Source organism: Jiulongibacter sp. NS-SX5, assembly GCF_052828545.1.
The window spans coordinates 48300-70176 of sequence record NZ_CM128248.1; the positions used below are offsets into that span (position 1 = coordinate 48300).

21 protein-coding genes are annotated in these 21877 nt (G+C 40.1%); 5 read left to right on the forward strand and 16 right to left on the reverse strand.

Annotated elements, in window-relative coordinates:
* Positions 1-125: 125 nt before the first annotated feature.
* Complete coding sequence (locus ACUXV0_RS00115; RefSeq protein ID WP_446191018.1) at positions 126-3143, forward strand: hypothetical protein; 3018 nt, start codon at positions 126-128, stop codon at positions 3141-3143.
* Here ACUXV0_RS00115 and ACUXV0_RS00120 read toward each other — a convergent pair.
* The 3 genes from ACUXV0_RS00120 to ACUXV0_RS00130 form a co-directional block, all read right to left on the reverse strand.
* Entirely contained in the window at positions 3140-3463 is a 324-nt protein-coding gene (locus tag ACUXV0_RS00120; RefSeq protein ID WP_446191019.1) for a DUF2185 domain-containing protein, read from the reverse strand. The two genes, ACUXV0_RS00115 and ACUXV0_RS00120, sit on opposite strands and share 4 nt — an antisense overlap.
* Positions 3464-3505: 42 nt before the next feature.
* A complete protein-coding gene (locus ACUXV0_RS00125; protein WP_446191020.1) occupies positions 3506-4123 on the reverse strand; it encodes a MarC family protein in 618 nt (205 codons plus the stop codon).
* 163 nt (positions 4124-4286) lie between these two features.
* Positions 4287-5222: an alpha/beta hydrolase gene (locus ACUXV0_RS00130; RefSeq protein ID WP_446191021.1), complete on the reverse strand. Its 936-nt coding sequence runs from the start codon at positions 5220-5222 to the stop codon at positions 4287-4289.
* A 211-nt stretch (positions 5223-5433) separates the two neighbouring features.
* On the opposite strand from ACUXV0_RS00130, the gene ACUXV0_RS00135 reads away from it, so the two are divergent.
* Complete coding sequence (locus ACUXV0_RS00135; protein WP_446191022.1) at positions 5434-6057, forward strand: pyridoxamine 5'-phosphate oxidase family protein; 624 nt, start codon at positions 5434-5436, stop codon at positions 6055-6057.
* Positions 6058-6061: 4 nt separating this feature from the next.
* On the opposite strand, the gene ACUXV0_RS00140 is transcribed toward ACUXV0_RS00135, so the two are convergent.
* The 6 genes from ACUXV0_RS00140 to ACUXV0_RS00165 form a co-directional block, all read right to left on the reverse strand.
* The gene (locus tag ACUXV0_RS00140) at positions 6062-6487 is read right to left on the reverse strand and encodes a hypothetical protein (protein WP_446191023.1); all 426 of its coding nucleotides are present in this window, start codon (positions 6485-6487) and stop codon (positions 6062-6064) included.
* A 57-nt stretch (positions 6488-6544) separates the two neighbouring features.
* Positions 6545-7402 carry an SDR family oxidoreductase gene (locus ACUXV0_RS00145; RefSeq protein ID WP_446191024.1) on the reverse strand — a complete coding sequence of 286 codons (858 nt, stop codon included), beginning with the start codon at positions 7400-7402 and terminating at the stop codon, positions 6545-6547.
* 57 nt (positions 7403-7459) lie between these two features.
* A complete protein-coding gene (locus ACUXV0_RS00150; RefSeq protein WP_446191025.1) occupies positions 7460-8041 on the reverse strand; it encodes a Crp/Fnr family transcriptional regulator in 582 nt (193 codons plus the stop codon).
* A 100-nt stretch (positions 8042-8141) separates the two neighbouring features.
* Entirely contained in the window at positions 8142-9461 is a 1320-nt protein-coding gene (locus ACUXV0_RS00155) for a hypothetical protein (protein WP_446191026.1), read from the reverse strand.
* 169 nt (positions 9462-9630) lie between these two features.
* Positions 9631-10938, reverse strand: coding sequence for a GntT/GntP/DsdX family permease (locus ACUXV0_RS00160; RefSeq protein ID WP_446191027.1), 1308 nt, complete (start codon positions 10936-10938; stop codon positions 9631-9633).
* 153 nt (positions 10939-11091) lie between these two features.
* Positions 11092-11529: a MarR family winged helix-turn-helix transcriptional regulator gene (locus ACUXV0_RS00165; protein ID WP_446191028.1), complete on the reverse strand. Its 438-nt coding sequence runs from the start codon at positions 11527-11529 to the stop codon at positions 11092-11094.
* A 160-nt stretch (positions 11530-11689) separates the two neighbouring features.
* Here ACUXV0_RS00165 and ACUXV0_RS00170 point away from each other — a divergent pair, with 160 nt between their 5' ends.
* The 3 genes from ACUXV0_RS00170 to ACUXV0_RS00180 all read left to right on the forward strand — a co-directional run bounded on the left by ACUXV0_RS00170 (position 11690) and on the right by ACUXV0_RS00180 (position 14989).
* Entirely contained in the window at positions 11690-12361 is a 672-nt protein-coding gene (locus tag ACUXV0_RS00170) for a porin family protein (RefSeq protein WP_446191029.1), read from the forward strand.
* 179 nt (positions 12362-12540) lie between these two features.
* Positions 12541-14106, forward strand: coding sequence for a solute:sodium symporter family transporter (locus tag ACUXV0_RS00175; RefSeq protein WP_446191030.1), 1566 nt, complete (start codon positions 12541-12543; stop codon positions 14104-14106).
* A gap of 22 nt (positions 14107-14128) precedes the next feature.
* Positions 14129-14989 (forward strand): inositol oxygenase family protein, encoded by an 861-nt coding sequence (locus ACUXV0_RS00180; protein WP_446191031.1) that lies wholly within the window; start codon positions 14129-14131, stop codon positions 14987-14989.
* On the opposite strand, the gene ACUXV0_RS00185 is transcribed toward ACUXV0_RS00180, so the two are convergent.
* Genes ACUXV0_RS00185 through rpoN form a run of 7 tightly spaced genes read right to left on the reverse strand, consistent with a single transcriptional unit; the run spans position 14978 to position 21701 of the window.
* A complete protein-coding gene (locus ACUXV0_RS00185) occupies positions 14978-16603 on the reverse strand; it encodes a M1 family metallopeptidase (protein ID WP_446191032.1) in 1626 nt (541 codons plus the stop codon). The two genes, ACUXV0_RS00180 and ACUXV0_RS00185, sit on opposite strands and share 12 nt — an antisense overlap.
* Before the next feature lie 17 nt (positions 16604-16620).
* Entirely contained in the window at positions 16621-17523 is a 903-nt protein-coding gene (locus ACUXV0_RS00190; protein WP_446191033.1) for an SDR family oxidoreductase, read from the reverse strand.
* Between the two features lie 10 nt (positions 17524-17533).
* A complete protein-coding gene (locus ACUXV0_RS00195) occupies positions 17534-18226 on the reverse strand; it encodes a peptidylprolyl isomerase (RefSeq protein ID WP_446191034.1) in 693 nt (230 codons plus the stop codon).
* A 4-nt stretch (positions 18227-18230) separates the two neighbouring features.
* Positions 18231-18617: a VOC family protein gene (locus tag ACUXV0_RS00200; protein ID WP_446191035.1), complete on the reverse strand. Its 387-nt coding sequence runs from the start codon at positions 18615-18617 to the stop codon at positions 18231-18233.
* Entirely contained in the window at positions 18614-19540 is a 927-nt protein-coding gene (hemC, locus tag ACUXV0_RS00205; protein WP_446191036.1) for a hydroxymethylbilane synthase, read from the reverse strand. The genes ACUXV0_RS00200 and hemC overlap by 4 nt, the downstream gene beginning before the upstream one ends.
* 1 nt (position 19541) lies before the next feature.
* Entirely contained in the window at positions 19542-20165 is a 624-nt protein-coding gene (locus tag ACUXV0_RS00210; RefSeq protein ID WP_446191037.1) for a hypothetical protein, read from the reverse strand.
* A 60-nt stretch (positions 20166-20225) separates the two neighbouring features.
* On the reverse strand, positions 20226-21701 hold the full coding sequence (gene rpoN, locus ACUXV0_RS00215; RefSeq protein ID WP_446191038.1) for an RNA polymerase factor sigma-54: 1476 nt from the start codon (positions 21699-21701) through the stop codon (positions 20226-20228).
* Positions 21702-21877: the final 176 nt, after the last annotated feature.

Sequence of the window (21877 nt, forward strand, 5' to 3'; positions counted from 1 at the left end):
TATGGTAGACGAAATGCGGGTAGTTCTCTTTTAATACAGGTATGGGTAGCCGTAAAATAAAACACTCAGTAAACAGTATTTCCGTTTACTGCAATAGCATACTTTTGGCTCACTAACCCATTTAAATGCGATTTTACTCTACTCTCCTTTTTCTTTTGTTAGTTTCTCATTTTGTGTCTGCCGTAGATTTTTATTGGGAGGGCATAAGCGGAAATTTCAATGATGCCGGTAGCTGGTTTGATATTAATGGGAATAAGCTAAACGCCATTCCGGGTTCTACAGATAATGTTTTTATTGGGTATAGAGGAGTAGCTACTGTTACTATTTCTGGTGGAACTTATGATGTCAAAGACTTTAATGTCATGGAAAGTACTGTCAATTTTACAGGGAGTAATAGTTCTTTTGTGTACATGAACGTTTATGGTTCATTGGAATTGGACCCAGCAGCGGTAATTACCTATCTCAACAGCCAAACTACCTATTGGGAATTCAAGTCAACTGGTGAGCATCTGTTAATTACCAGTGGGCAAGATTTAGAAATTGTAAAAATGGCAGAACCTGGTGGAGTAGTGAATCTAAAATCTAATCTTTTGGCATCCAGACAGATTTCATTTTTTGCAGGCACCTTAACTGGTGAAAATTTAGAAGTAAACTGTGGTAATTTTTTTCTGGGTAGTACAGTCTATGGCCCCCTAACCGGAGAAGAAAAAAACCTTTATCTCGATAATTCACAAATCATCTGTTCGTCTAACAGTTCCACCTCTCCGGGTACCTTTTTCTCTAAGTTTCAAGACGCTGGGACAGTGGATATTCAAGGATTGAATTATATCAGGGCAAATAAATTTGAAGCAACAGGCATAAACATAGGGAATATAGAGCTCTCAGAATTTGTAATCGATAATGCTTCTTTAAACAAAGAGCATATAAAGTTTTTTGATGTCATAGTTAATGATCTCAGAATTCTTAGTCCATTAGAGTCTATAATTGAGGGTAGATTTACCGTAGATAGGCTCATAGTGGAAGAAGAGGGTAGTAAAGTGATGTTTCAAAGTAGCCAAATTACTAATTCCGACTCTCTGATTATTTTAAACACAATAATAACGCCTGCGGCCAATAGCTGTAATGATTTGGTGTACTTCGGGAACACTGGATTAAACCGTTATTCTTTCTATAAGAATGGTGGAGCTTTGAATATTCAAAATGCATTTGTAAGTCATATCCATACAGAGGGTTCAGCTTCCTTTAATATTAGTAATGGAGGTGTGGCAGGGCAAAATCCAGGCTGGAACTTAACGAGTAAGGCGGTTGCAAAAGACTTTTATTGGTTAGGGGGGGCAGGTGACTGGAATGATGTATCTCATTGGAGTCTCGATTCCAAAAATTATCTGAATTCTGATGCATGCATACCAGGACCGGTGGATAATGTATTTTTCACAAACAACTCTTTTTCTTCAACCGGCCAGACTGTTGATATGGAATACTCTGAGAAAATCCTGGTCAATGATTTCAACTGGCCGGAGAATAATCATCAGGTAATTATAAAATTGACGGTTCCATTGGGGTATTCAGGAATGAGGTATAAACCTGAAATTTTTGGGGATTTCGAAATTGCTAGTGATGGCGAATTTCAAATTGATCAGATTCTTGGTGCCTACCAACTGCGTCTGGCAGGGGATGGAAATGTGAATATCCAAAAAAATGATTTTACCCCATTCATTTATTTATATGGAGAATATTCAGATTATGACTTGACCGGTGATTTGAGTCTTGACGGTCCTCTTGTTTTCAATGGAGGTTCTTTTGATTCTAAAGGGAAGGCAATAGAAGTTGGTAGCATAGGAGCCTCTACCAGTTACAAAAGTGTCTTAAACTTTGGCACTAGCCTGGTGGAATCTCATAGTGGTATTCGACTTAAATACTCGTTATCACCAAACACAGTTTATGCTGATAATGCCAGCTTTACTGCTCAAAACTTTGAGTGTGTTGACTGTTTTGTTAAAAGATTAAAGTTGCTCAATACTGTCAATGTGTTTTTTAACAGTGATTTTGGTGCTGAAACATTAGAGCTCCTCGGTTCCGGTGAAGTGAGATTTGTCGGCTTACCCCAAACCTTAACTGTAGACTCTTTGATTTTTGGAGATGGAGCAGCCTTAGATATAAAGGATGAACTTCAAGTTAACAAGGTCATTTTGGCTCCGGATAATCCAAGTCTTTCTCCTCTCTTAAATAAAGCAGGTCTAAATCCTCTTGAATTGAAGTCTGATGGACCGCTTTGTGTTAAAGGTGGCTTAGAGTTTCTTAATACCACCTATGTAGGTGACTATAAGGTTCACTCACCTAATGCAATTGATGGAGGTGGAAATACAGATATTAGTTTTGAGCCGGATACGTATTCCTCAAAACTATTTTGGATTGGAAAGCAAGGTTCTTTTTCAGAAACCCAAAACTGGTCAAATATCCCCCTTGGCTGCCCTACCAATTCAGTAAGTGATATTTCAGATGCTGATTCTTTGTTTATTGATCAATTGGCACCAATAGAAGAAGAGGATACACTTTTTGTATTTGCCGAAACTCAGGCAAAAACTCTAATAATAGATGAAGCTTCTGCGGGTACGGAGCAATTAGAGTTGGTGATAAGTTTACATGATAAATTAAAGCTTGAAAAACTTTCGGTAGATGAAGGAAGATTGACATTCTTTACTGATCAGGAATTATATGATTCGCTGCAGACTGTGGAGGTCAAAAAGACGGTTGAAGTAAAAAATAGCGGTCGCTTGAATTTGAGAGATGTTAGGCTCAATATGGGAGAGGAGGTAAGTAGTACAAGCTTACCTGTATGCCATGTACATGACAATGGTACCTTTATGATAGGTTATGGCGGAGAATTCAATCTTTTAGGTGCATCTCCTACAGGTTATACTGTTTTGATAGAAAATAACGGAATGGCCAATCTATTTAACATGGACATGACTGTAGCACCCGTCAATGAAGCACTGGTCGATTTAAAAATGAATGGGGTTAGTGTGAAATCATTGACCTTTGATGCCCAAACTGAGTTTAAGTCAGATGTCCCTCTTCAGATTGAATCATTCTTCATATTGAAAGAAGGACTATTAAATGAAGGAATATATCAGACTGATTAATCTCTAAGTCTTCTGAAATAGTCCTGGCCCTCAGCTCTTTCCCATTCAGAACCAATTGGCTTCTTGACCATTGGAATTATGGCCTTATCATAATTGGCTACCACATTGATATCACAAATCATGTAGTTGCCTGGATCAGACATGTAATCTTCATCTTCTGTTCCTGACATATATCTCCAGCCAGAGTCGTTTTCGTCATCGGGCTGCTCACGGTACATAAAACCCACTTGCATTCCTTCCACGGTAATCTTGTCGGTAACCATACAGGTTTTGCCAAGGTCTAATAGGTCTTCAAAATCTGTGATTAAATATTTTTTCATCCTCAATGTTGCTATGCGGTCAAAGGTAGGAGAATCCTAACATTAATTGAGTACTGTGAAAAAATCTCTAAGACCGCTCAGAATACTTTGAATAGCATAAGCAGCAAGGATTAAACCCATGATTTTACTGATGACTGTTATTCCGTATTCTCCTATTCTTCGCTGCACTACGTTAGCGGTAAGAAGAACTAACATAGTTAAGCTAACAACTACGGCTACCAAAACTGTGGTGATGGCCTGCTGGTAAATAGTGTATAAATGATTGTCTGTAAGAAGTACCACAGCCATAATAGCTCCGGGAGAGGCGATGGACGGAATGGCTACAGGGAATATAGTCACATGTTTGTAATCAGAGATCATCAGCTTTTCAGATTCGGGCTTGCTTTCGCCAAAAATCATTGTCAGGGCGAATAGAAACAGTATAACCCCTCCGGAAATTTGAAAGGCATCAAGCGTCACATTCATTCCCTCTAATATGAGCTGCCCTACCACAATGAAGAAAAGTAAAATGAGAAAGGCTATGGCAGAAGCCCTGATGGCCACTTTTTTCTTATGACTTTCCTTTAGTTGCTTCGTCGCCTCCAAATACACCGGCACAGTGCCGAAGGGGTCAATAACCGCTATAAGAAAGAATATTTTGGTGATAATTTCAGAAATCATAAATCTGGTAAAGTAAAAGCTATTTCAATCTCAATAATAACAAAAAGGAGTCAGATTAGTTTTGAGACGAGGTCTATAAAAGTTATTCAAGAAAAAGCCACCCTAAGCAAGAGTGGCTTTTTTAGGCTGTTATGTCAGTTTAGTAGGGGGGAGGCTCATTTGATTATTCACTTTTTAAAAAATCGTTTACATCTAGCCAATGCATAAATGCACCGAACCACTTATTGCTGGTTCTGTTTGGATTTCCCAAACCAAAGCCATGACCGCCATTCTGATATAGGTGGAATTCTACCGGAATACCTGCCTTAAACCATGATTCAATAACTCCAAACTGACCCCTGAAAAGAAAATCATCTGAGGCTATAGCACTGAACATTGGCGGGGAGTTCTCAGGAACAGTTACTGGCCCCATACCACCGTAAATAGGTCCTATAAATGCCAGTTTCATGGTTTTTGAGTTCAGGGTAGAATGCATAGTGAGGCCTGCTCCGGCAGAGAAACCAATCATACCTATTCTATCTGTATCAACTCCCCATTTATCGGCGTTTTCTAAGATCATGGCATATGCAGCCTCAGCATCTTCTAGTTGATTTGAAAGGTCTAATTGAAAAGCACCTCTTGGTGAAGTTTTGTCTTTCTCCTCCTCTGCTGGGTTTGGAGTTCTGGGTCTGTTCATCCAGTCTGAGAAATCGGCTAGTTTTTCCGGAGTAGGGTGGAGTCTGTATTTTAGTACAAAAGCAGCTATTCCCTGATCTGCCAATGCCTGAGCTACCTCCCAGCCTTCATTTCCTAATGAAAGCCATCTGTAACCACCGCCGGGGGCAACTATAACGGCCGCTCCGTTTGCTTTCTGTGGGTCTGGTAAAAAAGGAGTGAGGGTAGCAGTGGTAATGTTTCTGGCCATAGGGTCACCCCATTGTCTAAACCAGCTTTCAGAAGCAGGCTGATCCTCAACTCCGCCTGTGCCCAATAAAATGGCATTAGGCTCATCTGGATTCTCTAATGGGTAAATAGTGCCATCCTGAGCATAAGCAGTTAGAGTAAAAACTGAAAGAATAGCTAATAGAATAGCTCTCGAGTTGTTTAATAGGTGTTTCATTTCACGGTTATTTAATTGTACATTCCAAAGGTAGTGTCAATTTGACACTTATGGAATTAATATGTGTAAAAATGACACATTTAAAATTATTCTAAATAAGGGAAACGTATTACAGAGCATTTTTTGGTAAAATCATTTTTCGTCTTCTATATCTTTTAATTGTCAATATGACATTTAATAATTAGTTTCGATTAACTAAACAACTATTGAAATGAAATTTAAACAGGTCATTAAAAGTGAAGAAGAGTTACGCAAAACGCTGGGGCATGCTGAAGAGCTGGTACTGCAAAAGACCATCTCTTTTATAGATGAGCATTGTCAAAAATTTATTGAGAATGCCAGTTTCCTCACCATCGCCACTGCTGATGCCCAAGGGCAAATGGATGTCTCTCCCAAGGGTGATCCGGCCGGTTTTGTTAAAATTTTAGATTCTCAAACACTTGCCATACCTGATAGACCAGGGAATAGAAAAGCCGATACATTCACCAATATTCTTCAAAACCCAAATGTGGGTCTTCTCTTTTTGATCCCGGGCGTAAGGGAAACCTTAAGAGTGAACGGCACTGCCCAGATAGTTCAGGACCCAGAGGTGTTACAATTATTAGAATGTAAGGGCAAAACTCCCGCTTTTGCCATCATAGTAACTGTAAAAGAAGCCTTTATTCACTGTGCTAAGTGCGTCATTAGATCAGGATTATGGGAATCTGCAGAGCGTAAAAAGCTATCAGACCTACCCTCTTTAGGTCAGATTTTAGTAGAGCATAGCAAATCTGACATCTTCATCAAAGAATTAGACGCACGCATAGCAGACGACGAACGTACTAATCTTTATTGACGAGCTACTCTTGCGGAACCAGACTTATCAGGCCGTGCACAGAAACACCAAATAAGACCAGAAACAGGCTGTATTTGGTAAGTGGTCTATCAATACTTTCTGAAGGGAGCTCCAGGAAAAAAGCGTAGATCACAGAAAAGGTAGATAAGAATATTGCGGCAGAACCTATTAGCTGAATTGGTTTGATATATGTATTAGAAGACAGCTTTAGATGAGAACCCAAGGCGGCGTTGATTAGTCCGAACAGCAGGATATACAAATGCCCTGCTCTAAACAGAGCCCGGTTCATAGGACCTACATCCTGTAGTCCGTTATAGTCATGCTTCATGTATTGGCCGGTGTAAACAAAAATGATTACGACCAAAATACCGCCAAACAGATGTGTTTTTGGGATGTAGTTTCGTGTGATTTTATTGTTATCTCTTTCCATTTATAATTAAAGATTGGCGATAAATCCTAATTAATCAAGTTTAGAAAGCGGTATTGTCTATTTAGAATTTGATCTTATCGTTTCCATGAAAAAATCGTTCAACTTGTTCCTACCGTAAGGCGGTGCTATATTATCTATTGACATGGCTGTAAGGAAGAATTCTATTGGCCCGTAGGTTTTAGAAGATGTAAATGTTCTGCTCAGCCAGATGACTGCTTTACGAGTCCAATCTGGAAGAAAGGTGATTTTGATAGGCTTACCTAAAACCTTTAGAGCCAATTCTCCCAGTTCTTTTTGTGTGAAAATCTCAGGACCACCTATAGAAACCTCCTTAGTTCCTTTCTCTAATTGTTCTCTGCAAAAGCGGGCTAAGTCTTCGCCGTGAATCGGATTAAGTTTCAGGTCGCCTTTTCCAAAAAGGTAGATTCTCCCACTCTTTGCCATTTCCAGAAAGTCTTTCATGTCTGAGAAAAAACCATTAGGCCTAATTATCGAGTGTTCAATAGAGCTTTGCTTTAATAAGTCTACAAATGCTTCCTTGGCTTGAAAGATTTTAAGTTCTCTGAGCTTGTCACCATTGATAGCAGAAATGTATTGAAAACGTTTAGCCTTTGCCTGAATAGCCTCATTTAGGAGGTTGGCATTTCCCTGAAAATCAACATCCATATACGTCAGACCGTCTTTTTGACGAGTGATACCCACTGAAGAAAACACCCAATCTACAGATTCACAAACTCCTTTTATGCTTTCAGGTTTAGTAATATCTCCTATAAAAACCTCTACTGACTTTTCAAATAGCTTGATTTGATTTTTACTTCTAATTAGTACTCTGATCGTGTAACCTTTTTCCTGTAGCTCTTTGATCATAAACCGTCCTAAATATCCTGTGGCTCCTGCTACTAATATCCTCATCATCTTTTGTTTTATTTCTTCAAAAGTAGAATAGACGATTTGCAATTAAATTGACGAACGTCAAGAACGATTTTTTTGAAATACCCGCTGTTTAATTCTACTCAATGTTTCCGGAGAAACGCCGAGATAAGTAGCAATATACTGTTGTGGTACTCTTTGAAGTAGTTCTCCTTGTGTTTCAAGTAAATCGAGGTACCGTTGTTCGGCAGATTTAGTCACAAAGGAGGCAATGATTTTCTGACTACAGATAAGCTCGTTTTCGGTGGCTATACGGGCTATGAGTTCAAATTTTGGAGAGAAATGGAGTAGTCGATCTATCTGCTCTTTAGAAAAAGAATATAGTTCAGTGTTTTCCAGAGCCTCATAATTCTCAACGGCTGGCGTACCAAAAGTATAACTCTCACCAGCACATATAAACTGCCCTTCGGTATAGAAAAAGGCTGTTTTATCCTGGCCATCTACAAGATAGAATAGCCGTACACAGCCTTTTGTGACAAAGTAGATTTCTTTTGAAACCTGACCCGCAGAGAATATTATCTCATGTTTTTTATAGACCTTTTTTTGAATACACTTCTGCAAATAATCACTTTCGTCTTTAGAAAGGCTGGTGTAGGGGAGGAGTTGATTTAAGAGGGTTTGCATTAGAGATATCTTAATCAAAACAAGAATTAAATTTGAGAACTAAGTTTGACCTTACAAAAAAAGCGACCATTAGGTCGCTTTTTAGTATTTGGTTTAAAACTTACTTCTTTGATTTAGGCTCCTGTAGTTGTTTTGCCATTGCAGCTCCAATTAGACTTTCAATGGGGGTAGTTCCTCCATTCGAGCCTCCCATAAACATGGTTTCCGGGAACTTCATTTTTGCTATTTCAGCAGCAACTTTTATATCCCTGTCCATTTCCATTTGAAGTTTAACTTCAGGAGTAATACCAGCATTAACCTTTCTTGCTATTTCGTAGGCCTCCGCATCTGCTGTCACTTTCTTTTTTTGAGCATTGAGCTTCTCAGTTTCGAGTGCCAGTGCAGCCAGCTTTCGATTGGTTTCTTCTTGCTTTAGTTTGGTCTCAATTGCAATTAAAGCTTTCACTTGCTCTTTTTCTTGAGCTACTCGTTCGGCAGCTTTATCGCGTTCCCCTTCTGCAATGATTCTTTGCTGAGCATCTTTAGCGGTCTCCACTTTTTGCTGTTCCAGTTGACGTTTTGCAGATTCATCTCTTTGAGCCTCAAGTCGTTGTTTAAAGGTTGATTCAAGCTCAATATTGTCTACAATCACTTGCGACACAATAATATGATTCTCACTCAGTTCATGTTTTATTCTTTTGGGAATACCATTTTCCAAAACCTTATTTACTTCATACGAAGTTTGAACTTCTTTGATGATTCTTTCTGGTGCTTGAATATCAGCGTAAACCGTATCTCTGGTTTCTATTTTTTCTACGGCGTATGCTCCTCCCTTAAGTTGTTCCTCAAAAGCTTGCCTGAAATTTTGAGCTTCACCTGAGATATAATCTTGTGCAGCAAACATATATGCCGTATTTACGAGCTGTTCTTTTACTGTTGGTACGATCGTGTTATTTACCAGATTACTCATTGTCCTGAACTTGACAGCAAGATTGATAAAGCTTTCTTCATCACGCGGCAATTCAAAACGAGTAGAAACATAACCTGCTGCTGTTACCTGATCGATGAATCTTAAAGGAACAGGTTTCATGATACCTTCTACCTCTTCTTTATCAACTTCAATACCTTCACCGATAACTTTAACATCAATAAACTTTTGCCATTTATCAATTTTGGCAAAACCTCTCCATTTTATGCCTTGCTCCATGACAGCACTCATATGTCCTGTTGGTGAAACTAAGAGATAGTTAAAACCTCTGTCGGCAAAGAAAAATAGTGATTTTAAAAGTAGAAAAACGATACCTACTATAGCCAAGATAGATCCGTGTGTGCTTTTGAATTTATTTAACCAAGGATAGCTACCTTCTTCTCGTTTTATTTTAGTTGCTAAAAGAATTAAAAGACCGGCGGTGAGTGCCAGAATACCCAAAAATGTAATCATTACGGCTGGTTTTTATGTGGTTTGAAATAGTTCTGATGCCTATTTTGTTGTTCTGTTTGAACAATCAAAAGGTAACTAAGTACGAATAAAAACCTTGCCAATAATTACATGAGATACCTTTATTTTTGCTCAAAAGTATTCTCAGAACTCTTGGTTGAATTAGGCAGGCTTACACCACCCAACTCAATACCAAAACCCCAATCAATCCGATAACAGAAACAAGCGTTTCCATTACAGTCCAGGTGCGGAGGGTGTCTTTGATAGAGAGATTGAAGTATTCTTTGAAGAGCCAGAAGCCGCCATCGTTCATATGACCCATGATCAGGCTTCCACTACCTATGGCCAGTACCATAAGCTCTGGCTGAAAATCAGGTTGAGAAGCAAAAAGTGGAGCCAGAATACCTACGGCAGTAAGACCAGAAACTGTAGCCGAGCCTACACAAACTCGTATAAACGCAGCTGTGGCCCAACCCAGAATCAATGGATTGATATTGACCCCTTGAAGCATCTCACCGATATACGTGGAGGTACCACTGGCCGAAAGGATTTGCTTCAAAGCACCAGCACCTGCAATAATCAATAAGATCACTGAAATGTCTTTGAAAGACTCTGCCAATGATTTTGAAACGTCTTCCAGGTTTCTTCCTCTTCTGATACCCAGAAAATAAACAGCAAAGAAAACAGAAAGAAGCATCCCAAAATAAGGCTCAGCCAGTAGTTTGACTACCTGATTATCTGGGAATGGGCCTTTAATGAAAGAAAAAGCAGAAAGTAAGATTACCGGCATTAGGGCAACCAGTAGACTAATGCCCAGACCAGGAAGGTTTTCTTTATCGACTTCTGAAAATCCGAAAACTTTTGGGTCTGGATTAACTTTGAAATTCTTGAGTGTTTTACCAAAGATGGGTCCTGCAATGGCGATGGCAGGAATAGAAACGATCAAACCGTAAATGAGCGTTTTACCCAGATCTGCATTTAGCTGCGATGCTATGGCCGCAGGAGATGGGTGAGGAGGTAGGTAACCATGAGCTACGGATAATGAAGAAAGCATCGGGATACCCACATACAACATATTATAACCTGAGGCCTGAGCCACAGCAAAAATCAGCGGAATCACAATGATAAAACCAGCGTTATAAAACAGCGGGATACCGATTACGAAACCAGCCAGAGCTAAGCCCCATTGCAGATTTTTCTTACCCATGATGTCTATAAGTGCATCAGTGATTTTGTGAGCTGCACCACTCTCTGCTACCATTTTACCCAGCATAGCCCCAAAGCCCACAATAAGGGTAAGGTCACCAAGGGTACCACCTACACCACCTTGAATGGCCTGACCAATTTCTGTGACATCAAGACCGCTGGCGAGCCCGATTCCGATGGAAACAATAACAAATGAAAGGAAGGTGTCTAGTTTAATGACCGCAATAAGCAGTATGAGTGCAAGGATACCCAGTAGGGCAATGACTAATGGCATAGAGTATAGGGTTGAAAAATGAACTCCGAAAAACGTGAATTTTTATGGATTGAGCAAGTGAGCGTATGGATGTTTGAAAGAAGACAGCGATAAGATCTAGTGGATGATCCTTTTATACCCTTTCTCCTAATTTTTTGAGGTACAAAACCTTACTTAGACGATCTCCAAATTCCCGTAGATGGTATCCATGATTCTTACTAGTTCGTCGAAATCGTCATCTGAGAGTCCACCCCAGGCTTTAGTACGTGCCTCAGCAATGATGGGGAAGGTACGGGTATGTAGAGCAACACCTTCTTCTGTCAAAAAAAGCATTGATTTTCGGCGGTCCAGCTTTGCCATTTTACGTTCTACCAATCCTTTTTTGATCAAAATGTCTAGAATACGTGTGGTGGTAGGGGCATCTTTGGCGGTAGCCTGAGCCAGATCATTCTGAGAGATGCCAGGACTGGGGAAAATATGGTCCAATAAAACCCATTGATCTACAGTAATGTCAATGTCAGCTGCGTTAAGCTGCTTTTGCATATAATTTCTAACCCTTTTAACTGTCGTGTCGATTTTGAAAAAGTAGGCTCGTTTATCAGAATGGGTCATCTCGAAATCAAGGAGTTAAGCCGCAAATATACAAGGATAATTCATTGACAGGTCTGCTGAAGTTAATTCCTGTTAACGATGACTTAACATTTGACCTGAAAACCCGGAATGCACTTTTCACATCTAAGGAGTATAAGAAACTTAAATAAACCAGTAATAGATGAAAAAGTTATTTGCCTTCGTATTCGCCCTTGTTTCTGTTGGGGCTGTTGCTCAGACTTCAGTAGGTGTCAGAGGAGCTTTCACCAGTGGTACTTTTACCAAATTTGATTTAATTGAGAACGTCACTCCGGAGTTTAGGCTGATGCCGGCAGGTAGCGGTGCTTTGTTTGTAGAAATACCTGTGACCTCTAATTTTTCTATTCAACCAGAGTTGGGCTATATACAGAAAGGGTTTGCCATAAGAGAGGGGATAGATGTAGGTGGTGAGTTTTTAGGAATTAATATTCCGGTGAACGGCAAAGTGAATTTTAGATCGCATTATATTGAGATGCCGGTGCTGGCTAAATTTCACATCGGTGATAAAAATGCTACACACTATTATATTGCTCTAGGGCCATCTGTTGGTTATTTGGCAGATGCAGATATGAGAATCAGAGTTTTGGATATATTCCCGGTGACTACCAATATCAATAAAGACTTTTACAAACCTATTGAATTAAGTGGAGTAGCAGCCGTTGGTTTTGAATTGCCTGTGGCTGAGAAAGTAAAAGTATTTACAGAGGCCAGATATATTCATGGTTTCAGCAGAGTTTTGGATAGTGGGATTTTCGAATTGCCGGTAAGATCCAGAACCTTATCTGGTGGTATGGGAGTAAAATTCACACTTTAAAATGACTATCATTTTAATAGGTCTGCTCATCAGACATTTTTGGAAGAAATAGGAGAGAGGTCGCCGATGGGCGGCCTTTTTCTGTTTTTAATTGTATTCTGCTTATTTTTTATGTTCTCTTATTAAGAGGCATTGAACTGTCTGAATTCTTGTCTACATTGCTGTACAACCCTATGTAGATGATTCAAACTATTCTTGGCTTTCTAGCCTTTACATTGGCCGTCATACTTTTTGTATGGTTTAAGCTTAGACGTGAAAACCTATCCTCTGAGAAAGGTTATTTCCTGGCTGGTAAAAGCCTGACAGGGCCTATTATCGCAGGCTCTATGCTGCTGACCAATATTTCTACTGAGCACCTCATAGGTATGAATGGCAATGCCTACAAAAATGGTATTCTGGTGATGGCCTGGGAGGTTACTTCTGCGGTCGCTTTGGTGATAGCCGCCATCTATTTTATTCCCAAATACATTAGGATGGGGCTAACTACCATTCCCGAGTATCTGGAGAATCGTTTTGATAAATTGACCAGAACTCTGGTGGCCGTTTTCCTGATGATTTCATTTGTGATCACTATACTTCCCATCGTCTTGTATACCGGAGCATTAAACATTGAAGGCATTTTTGATCTATCATCCTCGCTGGGAATCAGCAGAACAGAAGGTCTTTGGTACTCAGTCCTGGTTATTGGAGGTATTGGTTCTATGTATGCCATTTTTGGCGGGTTAAAAGCCGTTGCGTTCTCAGATACTTTGAACGGGATCGGGCTGTTTCTTGGTGGTTTACTAATTACCTATCTAGCCTTAAAAGAAGTAGATGCCAATGTGATTGAAGGACTGAAAACGGTTTATACGTCAAACCCTGAGAAGTTCAATATGATAGGCTCCCGCGATTCGGTTTTACCTTTCTCCACGCTTTTTACGGGTTTGATGATCAATCAGCTCTATTTCTGGGGAATGAACCAGTCCATTATTCAGCGTGCCTTTGGGGCAAAAAATCTGGTGGAGGCACAGAAAGGCTTGATTTATACCGGGGTGTTGAAGCTTTTCATCCCAATCATTATAGTCCTGCCTGGCTTGGTGGCTTTTCATTTATATGGTGATCAATTTTTTGATAATCCGGATATGATCTTTCCGGTGTTGGTCAAAAGAGTTTTGCCTGCCGGACTTACCGGTTTTTTTGCTGCGGTGATCTTAGGGGCTGTTTTGAGTACATTTAACAGTGTCCTGAATTCAGCTAGTACTATCTTCTGCATGGATTTGTATAAGCCATTCTTCGCCAAGGGTGCTGACCAGAAAAAAATGGTGAGGGTCGGAAAGTGGGTGGCTTTGATACTGGCAGTTTTTGCAATGGTATCTGCTCCCTTAGTGGCTGGGGCTCCGGATGGGCTTTATCAGCTTCTGCAAAAACTGAATGGAATCTTCTTTATTCCTATTGCCTCTATCATGTTTGCCGGGCTTTTTGTCAAAAGAATTAATGCCAATGGAGCTAAGGCGGGCTTACTGTTTGGGCTTCTGTTTTACGTGTTAGCCTCTTTTGTGTTTGAGGTAGACATTCACTTTGTACATATCTGGGGCATTGAGCTGGTGCTCAATTTCATAGTGATGCTCGTTGTTTCGGCGATATGGCCTACTGAAAAGGTGGTCGTGGATATTGTCAAAGACAAAACACCTGAATGGACAGGTGTGAAATTTTATGGAGCAATTTTGATAGCACTTACTGTGCTGATATACATACTTTTATCCTAGTTTTGTTTAAAATTTATGACCTATGAGCGAATTCGAAAAAAATCCTCTTGAAGATCTTGATCACTGGGAAGATGACCTGCTGAAAAGATATCCTGAGCCTGAAGTTAAGGCCAAAGAAGATTACAGAAATTATGTAGATTCTGATCGCCAAAACACGGTTCGTGAATTCTACCGATTGAATCATAAATATCAGACCTATGACTTTGTTAAAGAGAAGGAGTCTGAGTTTTTGAAGTTTGACAAAAAGAAAATGTCGATCTGGGAGGCTGTAGATTTCCTGAATACGCTGGTTGATGATAGCGATCCTGATACAGACCTAGATCAGTTTCAGCATTTGTTACAAACCTCTGAGGCTATCCGTGCAGATGGCCACCCAGACTGGTTTGTACTTACAGGCTTTTTACATGATCTGGGTAAAGTGCTTTGTCTGTTTGGAGAGCCGCAATGGGCTGTGGTGGGTGATACCTTCCCAGTCGGTTGTCAATTTTCAGACAAGATCGTTTATCCTGAGTTTTTTGCTGATAATCCTGATCATACTGATGAACGATATAACACCAAATACGGGGTTTATGAACCAAACTGTGGCTTGGATAATGTGAAAATGAGCTGGGGTCATGATGAATATATTTACCAAATCATGAAAGATCATCTTCCTGAAGAAGGCTTATATATGCTACGTTATCACTCGTTTTACCCTCAGCATAGAGAGCATGCCTATGATCACCTCATGAGCCAGCACGATCACGAGCTATTTAAATGGGTAGATAAGTTTAATCCTTATGACCTCTACTCAAAAGTGCCTACCCCGCCAGATGCCAAAGCATTAAAGCCGTATTATGAAGATTTAGCAGCTAAGTACCTTCCGGATGTACTAGCTTTCTGATCTCATTTCAAAATTGATATAGAAGTCTTCGTCTACCTCAAGGGCGGAGGCTTTTATTTTTTGCGGCTTAGCCGAAGGACAAATTCTTTTAGGTTTACCATCAACGAGTACATCTACAGGCAAATAAAGCCCTTCAATGGCATCTTCCCAATGGTACCACAGTTTTCTGCCTTTCGGTATTACCACTAATTTAGGGATTTGGGTGGTTCTTAAATATTGATCAAAATAACGACTGAAGTCAATTCCACTTTTCTCGCTAATGTATTTTTCAACTTGAGCAGAAGTAACTGTTTGATGGTAGAAGTCGCGGTTTAGTCCTCTTAAAATAGAACGCCATTTGTCATCGTCATTTATGATTTGTCTGATGGTATGCAGCAAATTTCCTCCCTTATAATACATATCAGAAGAACCTGATTTGCTAACATCATAATCTCCAATGATTGGTGTATCATTCTGGATTAACCTTCTGGTACCTATCACATAATCAGCACCTGCTTGTTTGCCGTAAAAGTATTCGGTGAAAAGGTTTTCAGAGTAATTGGTAAAGCCTTCATGAATCCACATGTCAGCCTTGTCTTTATTGGTGATATTATTGGCGAACCACTCGTGCCCACTTTCATGCTCTATGATGAAATCCCATTTTAGTCCCCAGCCAGTGGCGGATAAATCGCGGCCTTTATAACCGTTTACAAAGCCGTTTCCATAAGTGACTGAACTCTGATGTTCCATTCCCAGGTAGGGCACCTGAACCAATTTATAACCATCTTCATAGAAAGGGTAGGGGCCAAACCAGTGCTCCAGAGCCTCTAAGGTTCTGTATGCGTCATTGAAATGAACTTTAGCCTTTCTCAAATTTTCCGGCAAAACATAAAACGAGAGATCTAAAGGGCCTTTTTCTCCTTGGTAAACATCTGACCAGCTGACATAATTGGCAATGTTGATGTTCACCCCGTAATTATTGATAGGGTTATTGACAAACCAGGTGGTAGTTCGCTTGTTATTTTCGTCCAGCTCCATGGACTCCAGGCGTCCGTTAGAAACATTCCACAAACCATCAGGAGCTGTGACAGATATTCTTAAGCTATCCACTTCATCAGAAGGGTGATCTTTACATGGCCACCAAATACTGGCTCCGATTCCCTGGTTTGCGGTAGCTACAAATGGTCTGCCTTCATCATCTTTCGTGAATACCACTCCGCCATCCCACGGGGCATTCATCGCTTCATGTGGATGTCCTTCAAAACCAATCTTGATGGCACTCAGTTGATCTTTTTGTATTTCACTATTGAAAAGGACGTGATAGGCGTTTTTGCCCACTTTTTTCCATTGCAAAGCCACATCACCTCTGGCAATACTTGTAATTTTCATAGGAGGCTGCAGATCTATCTGCATGGTATTACCACTCTCCAGAGCCTTAAAAAGTACCACATTTGTACCTTTAAAGAATTTGTTCTCAATGTCTACTTCAACATCCAGCTCATAGTATTTGAGATCCCACCAGACCCTTTCCGGTGTTAAGCTTCCCATGAGGCTATCGTCTACGGTGTATTGACCGAAGGCTTGAGAAGAAATGTAAAGTGTAAAAAATGTGAAGAGGTATGTTAGCTTGTTCATGACCTCCAAATTACAAATTACTTTCTGATTTGCTCGGCAAGGATGGCAATACCTTCCTCAAAGCTTTTTGGCTGGTAGCCTAAAACGCTTTTGGCCTTGCTGATATCAAATCCCGTTTTCGGTGGTCGCTTGGCAGGTTGAGAGAAAGTGCTGGCATCGGCTTCGTTAATTAGGGATTTGTCCAGATCAAAGAAATTAGCGGTCATTTGTGCCATTTGATATGGGTTTAGCAAATCTTCACCAGAAATATTGAAAATTCCCTCTGCTTCTTTGTCTGCTATCAAAGCACAGCCTTTCGCCAAATCCTCTGCCAAGGTAGGTGTACGCCATTGATCAGTGACCACGTTAATGTTTTTGCCATCCTCCAAGGATTTTTTCACCCAAAGGATGATGTTCGAACGGCTCATATCATGAGCAATACCATAGACCAATACAGTACGGGCAATGGCCCATTTGATGTCTGAGTGAAGGAGTAGTTTCTCACCTGCCCACTTGCTCCAGCCATAAAAGCTGATGGGATTGGCCTCATCTTCTTCTTTATAGGGCCCTGAATTTCCGTCAAAAATAAAGTCTGTTGAAAGGTGTAGCAGAAACGCATTGTTTGCTTTACAAGCATCAATTAAATACTCTACGGCCTTTACGTTTTGTGCCCAGCAATTATCCTTATCAGATTCACATTGGTCTACGTTGGTCATGGCGGCGGTATTGATGACCACATCTGGAGTGTGCTCGGCTATGACTTTTGAAACCTCATCTTCGACGGTTATATCCATTTGAGCAAAGGTATAGCCATCAGAATAAGGTAGTCTGTTTTGACCTCTTGCCGTGGCAATCAACTCCACGTTTTCATCTGTCTTGAGAAGGTCTACCAGTTTTTGGCCCAAAAGGCCGTTTGATCCTGTAATGAGTATTTTTTTCATATTCAATGGCTTATTCGTAGCTGTATCCGTAGAGTTTAGTGATTTTCTTTTTCTTCATACGTTTAGCAGAAATAGTAAACTTTTGATCTACAAGAGGCCTGTCTGCCCCATCTGTTTCCACTTTTTGAATTTTATCTGCCGCGGTAATTCCATCGATGATCTCTCCGAAAACGGTGTAATTATTATCTAGCCAAGGAGTTCCCCCTAAGGTTTTATAAGCTTCAATCTGCTCGTCTGAGTAGTTTAAGCCCATTTTATTACCCATTGCTTTACTTTCACTTTCAGATCTTGGTTTCCCTGTGACTATATAAAACTGGCAGCCACTTGATACTTTTTTGGGATTATTACTTCTGGCTGCTGCTAGTGCTCCTTTGAGGTGAATGTGCTTCTGGGTAAACTCAAAAGGTACTTTAGGTAATTTGTCCCCACCGTTTCCAAGTCTTTTTCCTGCAGGGGCGTCTTTAGATTCAGGATCACCTCCCTGAATCATAAATTCATTGATGACTCTATGAAAAAGTAAATCCTCATAGAATCCTTTTTCAACGAGGTTCAGGAAGTTCTGGCGATGTTTGGGAGTGTCCTCAAATAACACGGCGTGCATAGTCCCCTGTGTGGTTTCTATGGTTAACAGGTAGTCTTTTTTGCTTATCTTTTGAGCAAGTAAAGGGCTGCTAATCAGGAGAAGCAGAAGTAGTTTTTTCATTTGTTTATTGATTTTGTGAAGGTTCCCACAGTTCTATTTTTCTTCCTTCGGGGTCCAGAATCCAACCAAATTTTCCGAATTCAGAATTTTCTCTTTCAGGAAAGACATGAACATCTTCTTTTGTTAATACTTCCAAAAGTTCATCAAGATTGGCCACTTGAAAATTGATCATGAAATCAGCCTTAGAAGGCTCCATATATGATGAACTCGACTCGAAAATGCTGAAAGCTGAGTATTTATCTCTGGCAGGCCTTTCTTCAGTGTCCCATTGAAAAACCGAACCCCATTCTTCCATCCTGATACCAAGATGTTTGGCGTACCAGTCCATCAGTTCTTTTCGCTTTGCAGACTTGAAGAATATGCCACCAAGGCCTGTTACTCGTTCTTTCATGTGTTTTGATCTAGTTGTTGACGAATTTCCTGCAAAATTTCCTTACCACCCTGGTCCATCAATTTTTTAGCTGTGTCAATTCCCAATTTCTCCGGGTTATCCAGAAGTGTGTTGACTCTTATGATTTGTTTGCCGTCGAGACTAACGATACCAGCATTTAGCTCAAGCAGGTAGTCGTCAAACCATTTGCAGTAGCCAAATACAGGAATACTACATCCACCATTTATTTCTCTTAAAAAGCTTCTTTCTGCTCTTAAGCAAATTTCAGTCAAAGGATGGTTACAGGCGTTAATGATTAGTTCTCTTTTCCCAGGATCTAAACTTTTGGCCGATTCTATGGCTACAGAACCTTGTCCAACTGCCGGGGTAAACTTTTTTAAGGAAAGCTTCTCTCTGATTTTATTGTGATATCCCATTCTATGGACTCCTGCGTATGCGAGGAGTAAGGCGTCACAATCACCATTCTCCATTTTGGCAATTCTGGTCTGTAGGTTGCCTCTCATATCCACAATACTTACATGCGGAAAATAGGCCTTCAGCATGGCGACTCTACGGGTGCTGGAGGTACCAATAGTTATTTCATCATCTATTGAAATATCCTTATGACTTACCAATACGTCATTGACTTCTTCTCTTTCTGTAAATGCAATGATCTCAAAATCATCATCTAGGCTAGATTGCAAGTCTTTGGCACTATGAACGGCGATATCAATTTCTCCATTTCGAAGTTGATCTTCCAACTCTTCGGTAAAAACACCCTTGCTACCAATTTTAGATAAAGACCTATCAAGAATTTTATCTCCTTTGGTATGGATGACTTTGATCTCTACTTCAGCACCAGCTTCTTTGAGTTTTTCTTCCACGTAGTATGCTTGCCATAGTGCAAGTTTACTTCCTCTGGTACCGATGATAATTTTCTCCATTTTAAATATAAAGTGATCCTATAACACTTACTACCAGTCCTGTAGCCAGTCCTGCTATAAGCTGTAAAGGTGAATGAGCGTTTAATTTTAATCGAGCTGATAATACCAAGCCGGCAATAATCAATGCAGCATAAAAAGGGTAGGTCAGTAAGCTTTCATCATATCTTACTTTGAGCATAAAAAATGCTCCCAACACTCCTCCTATTCCTGCCGCATGGGCAGAGATTTTCCATCGGAAATTGATCAATGTTACAATGACTATCACCAAAACTATCATGCCAATCAATAAGGCTGAAGGATAGAGCATTGACGATTTCTGAGCAAAGAAATAAGCGAGAAAACCTGAGCTAATGGCAGTGATGAGATATGGGATTCTCCTTTCTTTTGGTTCATCCAGTGTGATGGACTGAATTCTTCCTCTTTTATAGAGCCAAAATATCATGACCGCAGGAAAAATAAAGGTATAGAGCAATACAAAAAACAATAATAATAATCTGGACTGCACACCGTAGGCTTCAATAGATACCAGGTATGGAACTGTAAAATAGAGTACAGCAAGCAGATAGGTTGGGAGTAAACCCGGGAAAAAAAGATAGGAAATGATTTTTGCGGCTCTGCTGCTCAAAAAAAAAGAGTTTCAGATAGCAAATATAGCATCTGAAACTCTCTTAGGAAGCCTTTTTGTTTACAATTGTTTCCTTAGGCGTGCCACAGGAATGTTTAATTGCTCGCGGTATTTTGCTACAGTTCTTCGAGCAATTTTATAACCACGTTTTTTCAATTGTTTCTCTAGTTTGTCATCAGAAAGCGGTGAGTGCTTCGGCTCTGAATCAATAAGTTCTTTAAGAATGTTTTTAACCTCACGGCTAGAGGCGTCTTCTCCAGACTCGGTAGATATACCTTCTGAGAAGAAATATTTTAGTGGGTAGATACCAAAGTCGGTTTGTACAGCCTTACTGTTGGCTACACGTGATACTGTAGAGATATCCATGTCAATTTTCTCTGCAATATCCTTAAGAATCATTGGCTTTAGTTTGCTTTCGTCTCCATCATGGAAGAATTCTTCCTGATATTTCACGATAGCCTCCATGGTTCTAAGAAGAGTTTGCTGTCTTTGTTTGATGGCGTCAATAAACCATTTGGCCGCATTTAGTTTTTGTTTTACAAAAGTGACCGTCTCTTTTACCTGCTTATTTTTCTTGTCACTCTTATCATAAGTGTCAAGCATATCAGAGAATGAACGGCTAACTCTTAATTCCGGAGCATTTTTAGAGTTTAGAATAATCTCCAACTTGTTATTTTCAGAGGTAACTATGAAATCAGGCATCAGGTATTTGGCTGTGCTCTCATTTCCTGTAGATCCACCTGGCTTTGGATTTAGCTTAGTGATCAGGTCTATAGCCTCTTTTAGGTCTTCATTTTCAACGCCCAATCTTTTTCTGATGACTTCAAAGTGCTTTTTGGTGAACTCTTCAAAGTAATGGTCAATAATGGTAATGGCGTTTCTACACTCTTCAGTGTGGCAGTTCATTCTCTCCAATTGAAGCAGTAGACACTCTCTCAAGTCTCTTGCAGCAATACCAGCCGGCTCAAACTTCTGTACTTTCTCTAATACTTCCTCTACTTCTTCTTCGCTTACGTACAGGTTTTGACCGAAGGCCAGATCATTACAGATAGATCTAACAGGTCTTCTGATGTATCCATCGTCATCTATACTGCCGATAAGTTGCTTGCCAATAGTCTCTTCTTTTTCACTCAGCTTGATGAAACCTAATTGTTCTTCCAAAGACTCCATTAAACTGTTAATAGAAACTACAGGAAGAGCTTCCCTCTCATCATCCCATCCGTCACTATACATTTTGTAACCCGAGTAGTCATCTTGACTCATGTAGTCTTTAATGTCTACTGTTTCATGAGCACTCAGGCTATCATACTCTGCAAAATCATCTGCATAATCGTCTTGTTCTGAGCTTTCACCATATTCTTCTTCCTTCTGTTTCTCCTGCATTTCTTTTCCTTCTTCAAGGGCAGGATTGATCTCCAGTTCTTCTTCTATGCGTTGGTCTAGCTCGGCAGTTGGAATTTGCAGCAGTTTAATAAATTGAATCTGCTGGGGTGAGAGTCTCTGTTGTAGTGATTGGCTGAATGTAAGTTTTTGCATCGTAAGTCAAGTTTCTTCAAATCGTATTAGGACAGTTTTGACTATGCTTTCTCATGAACCGTGCCAAACTCCGAAAATGATTTCGGAAAAGAATGGAAATGAAAGAGGTCAGGACTTCTGTTCTAATTTCGTTTTGTCGATTAAAGTGTTGTAAATTAAGCTGTTACGCCTAATTC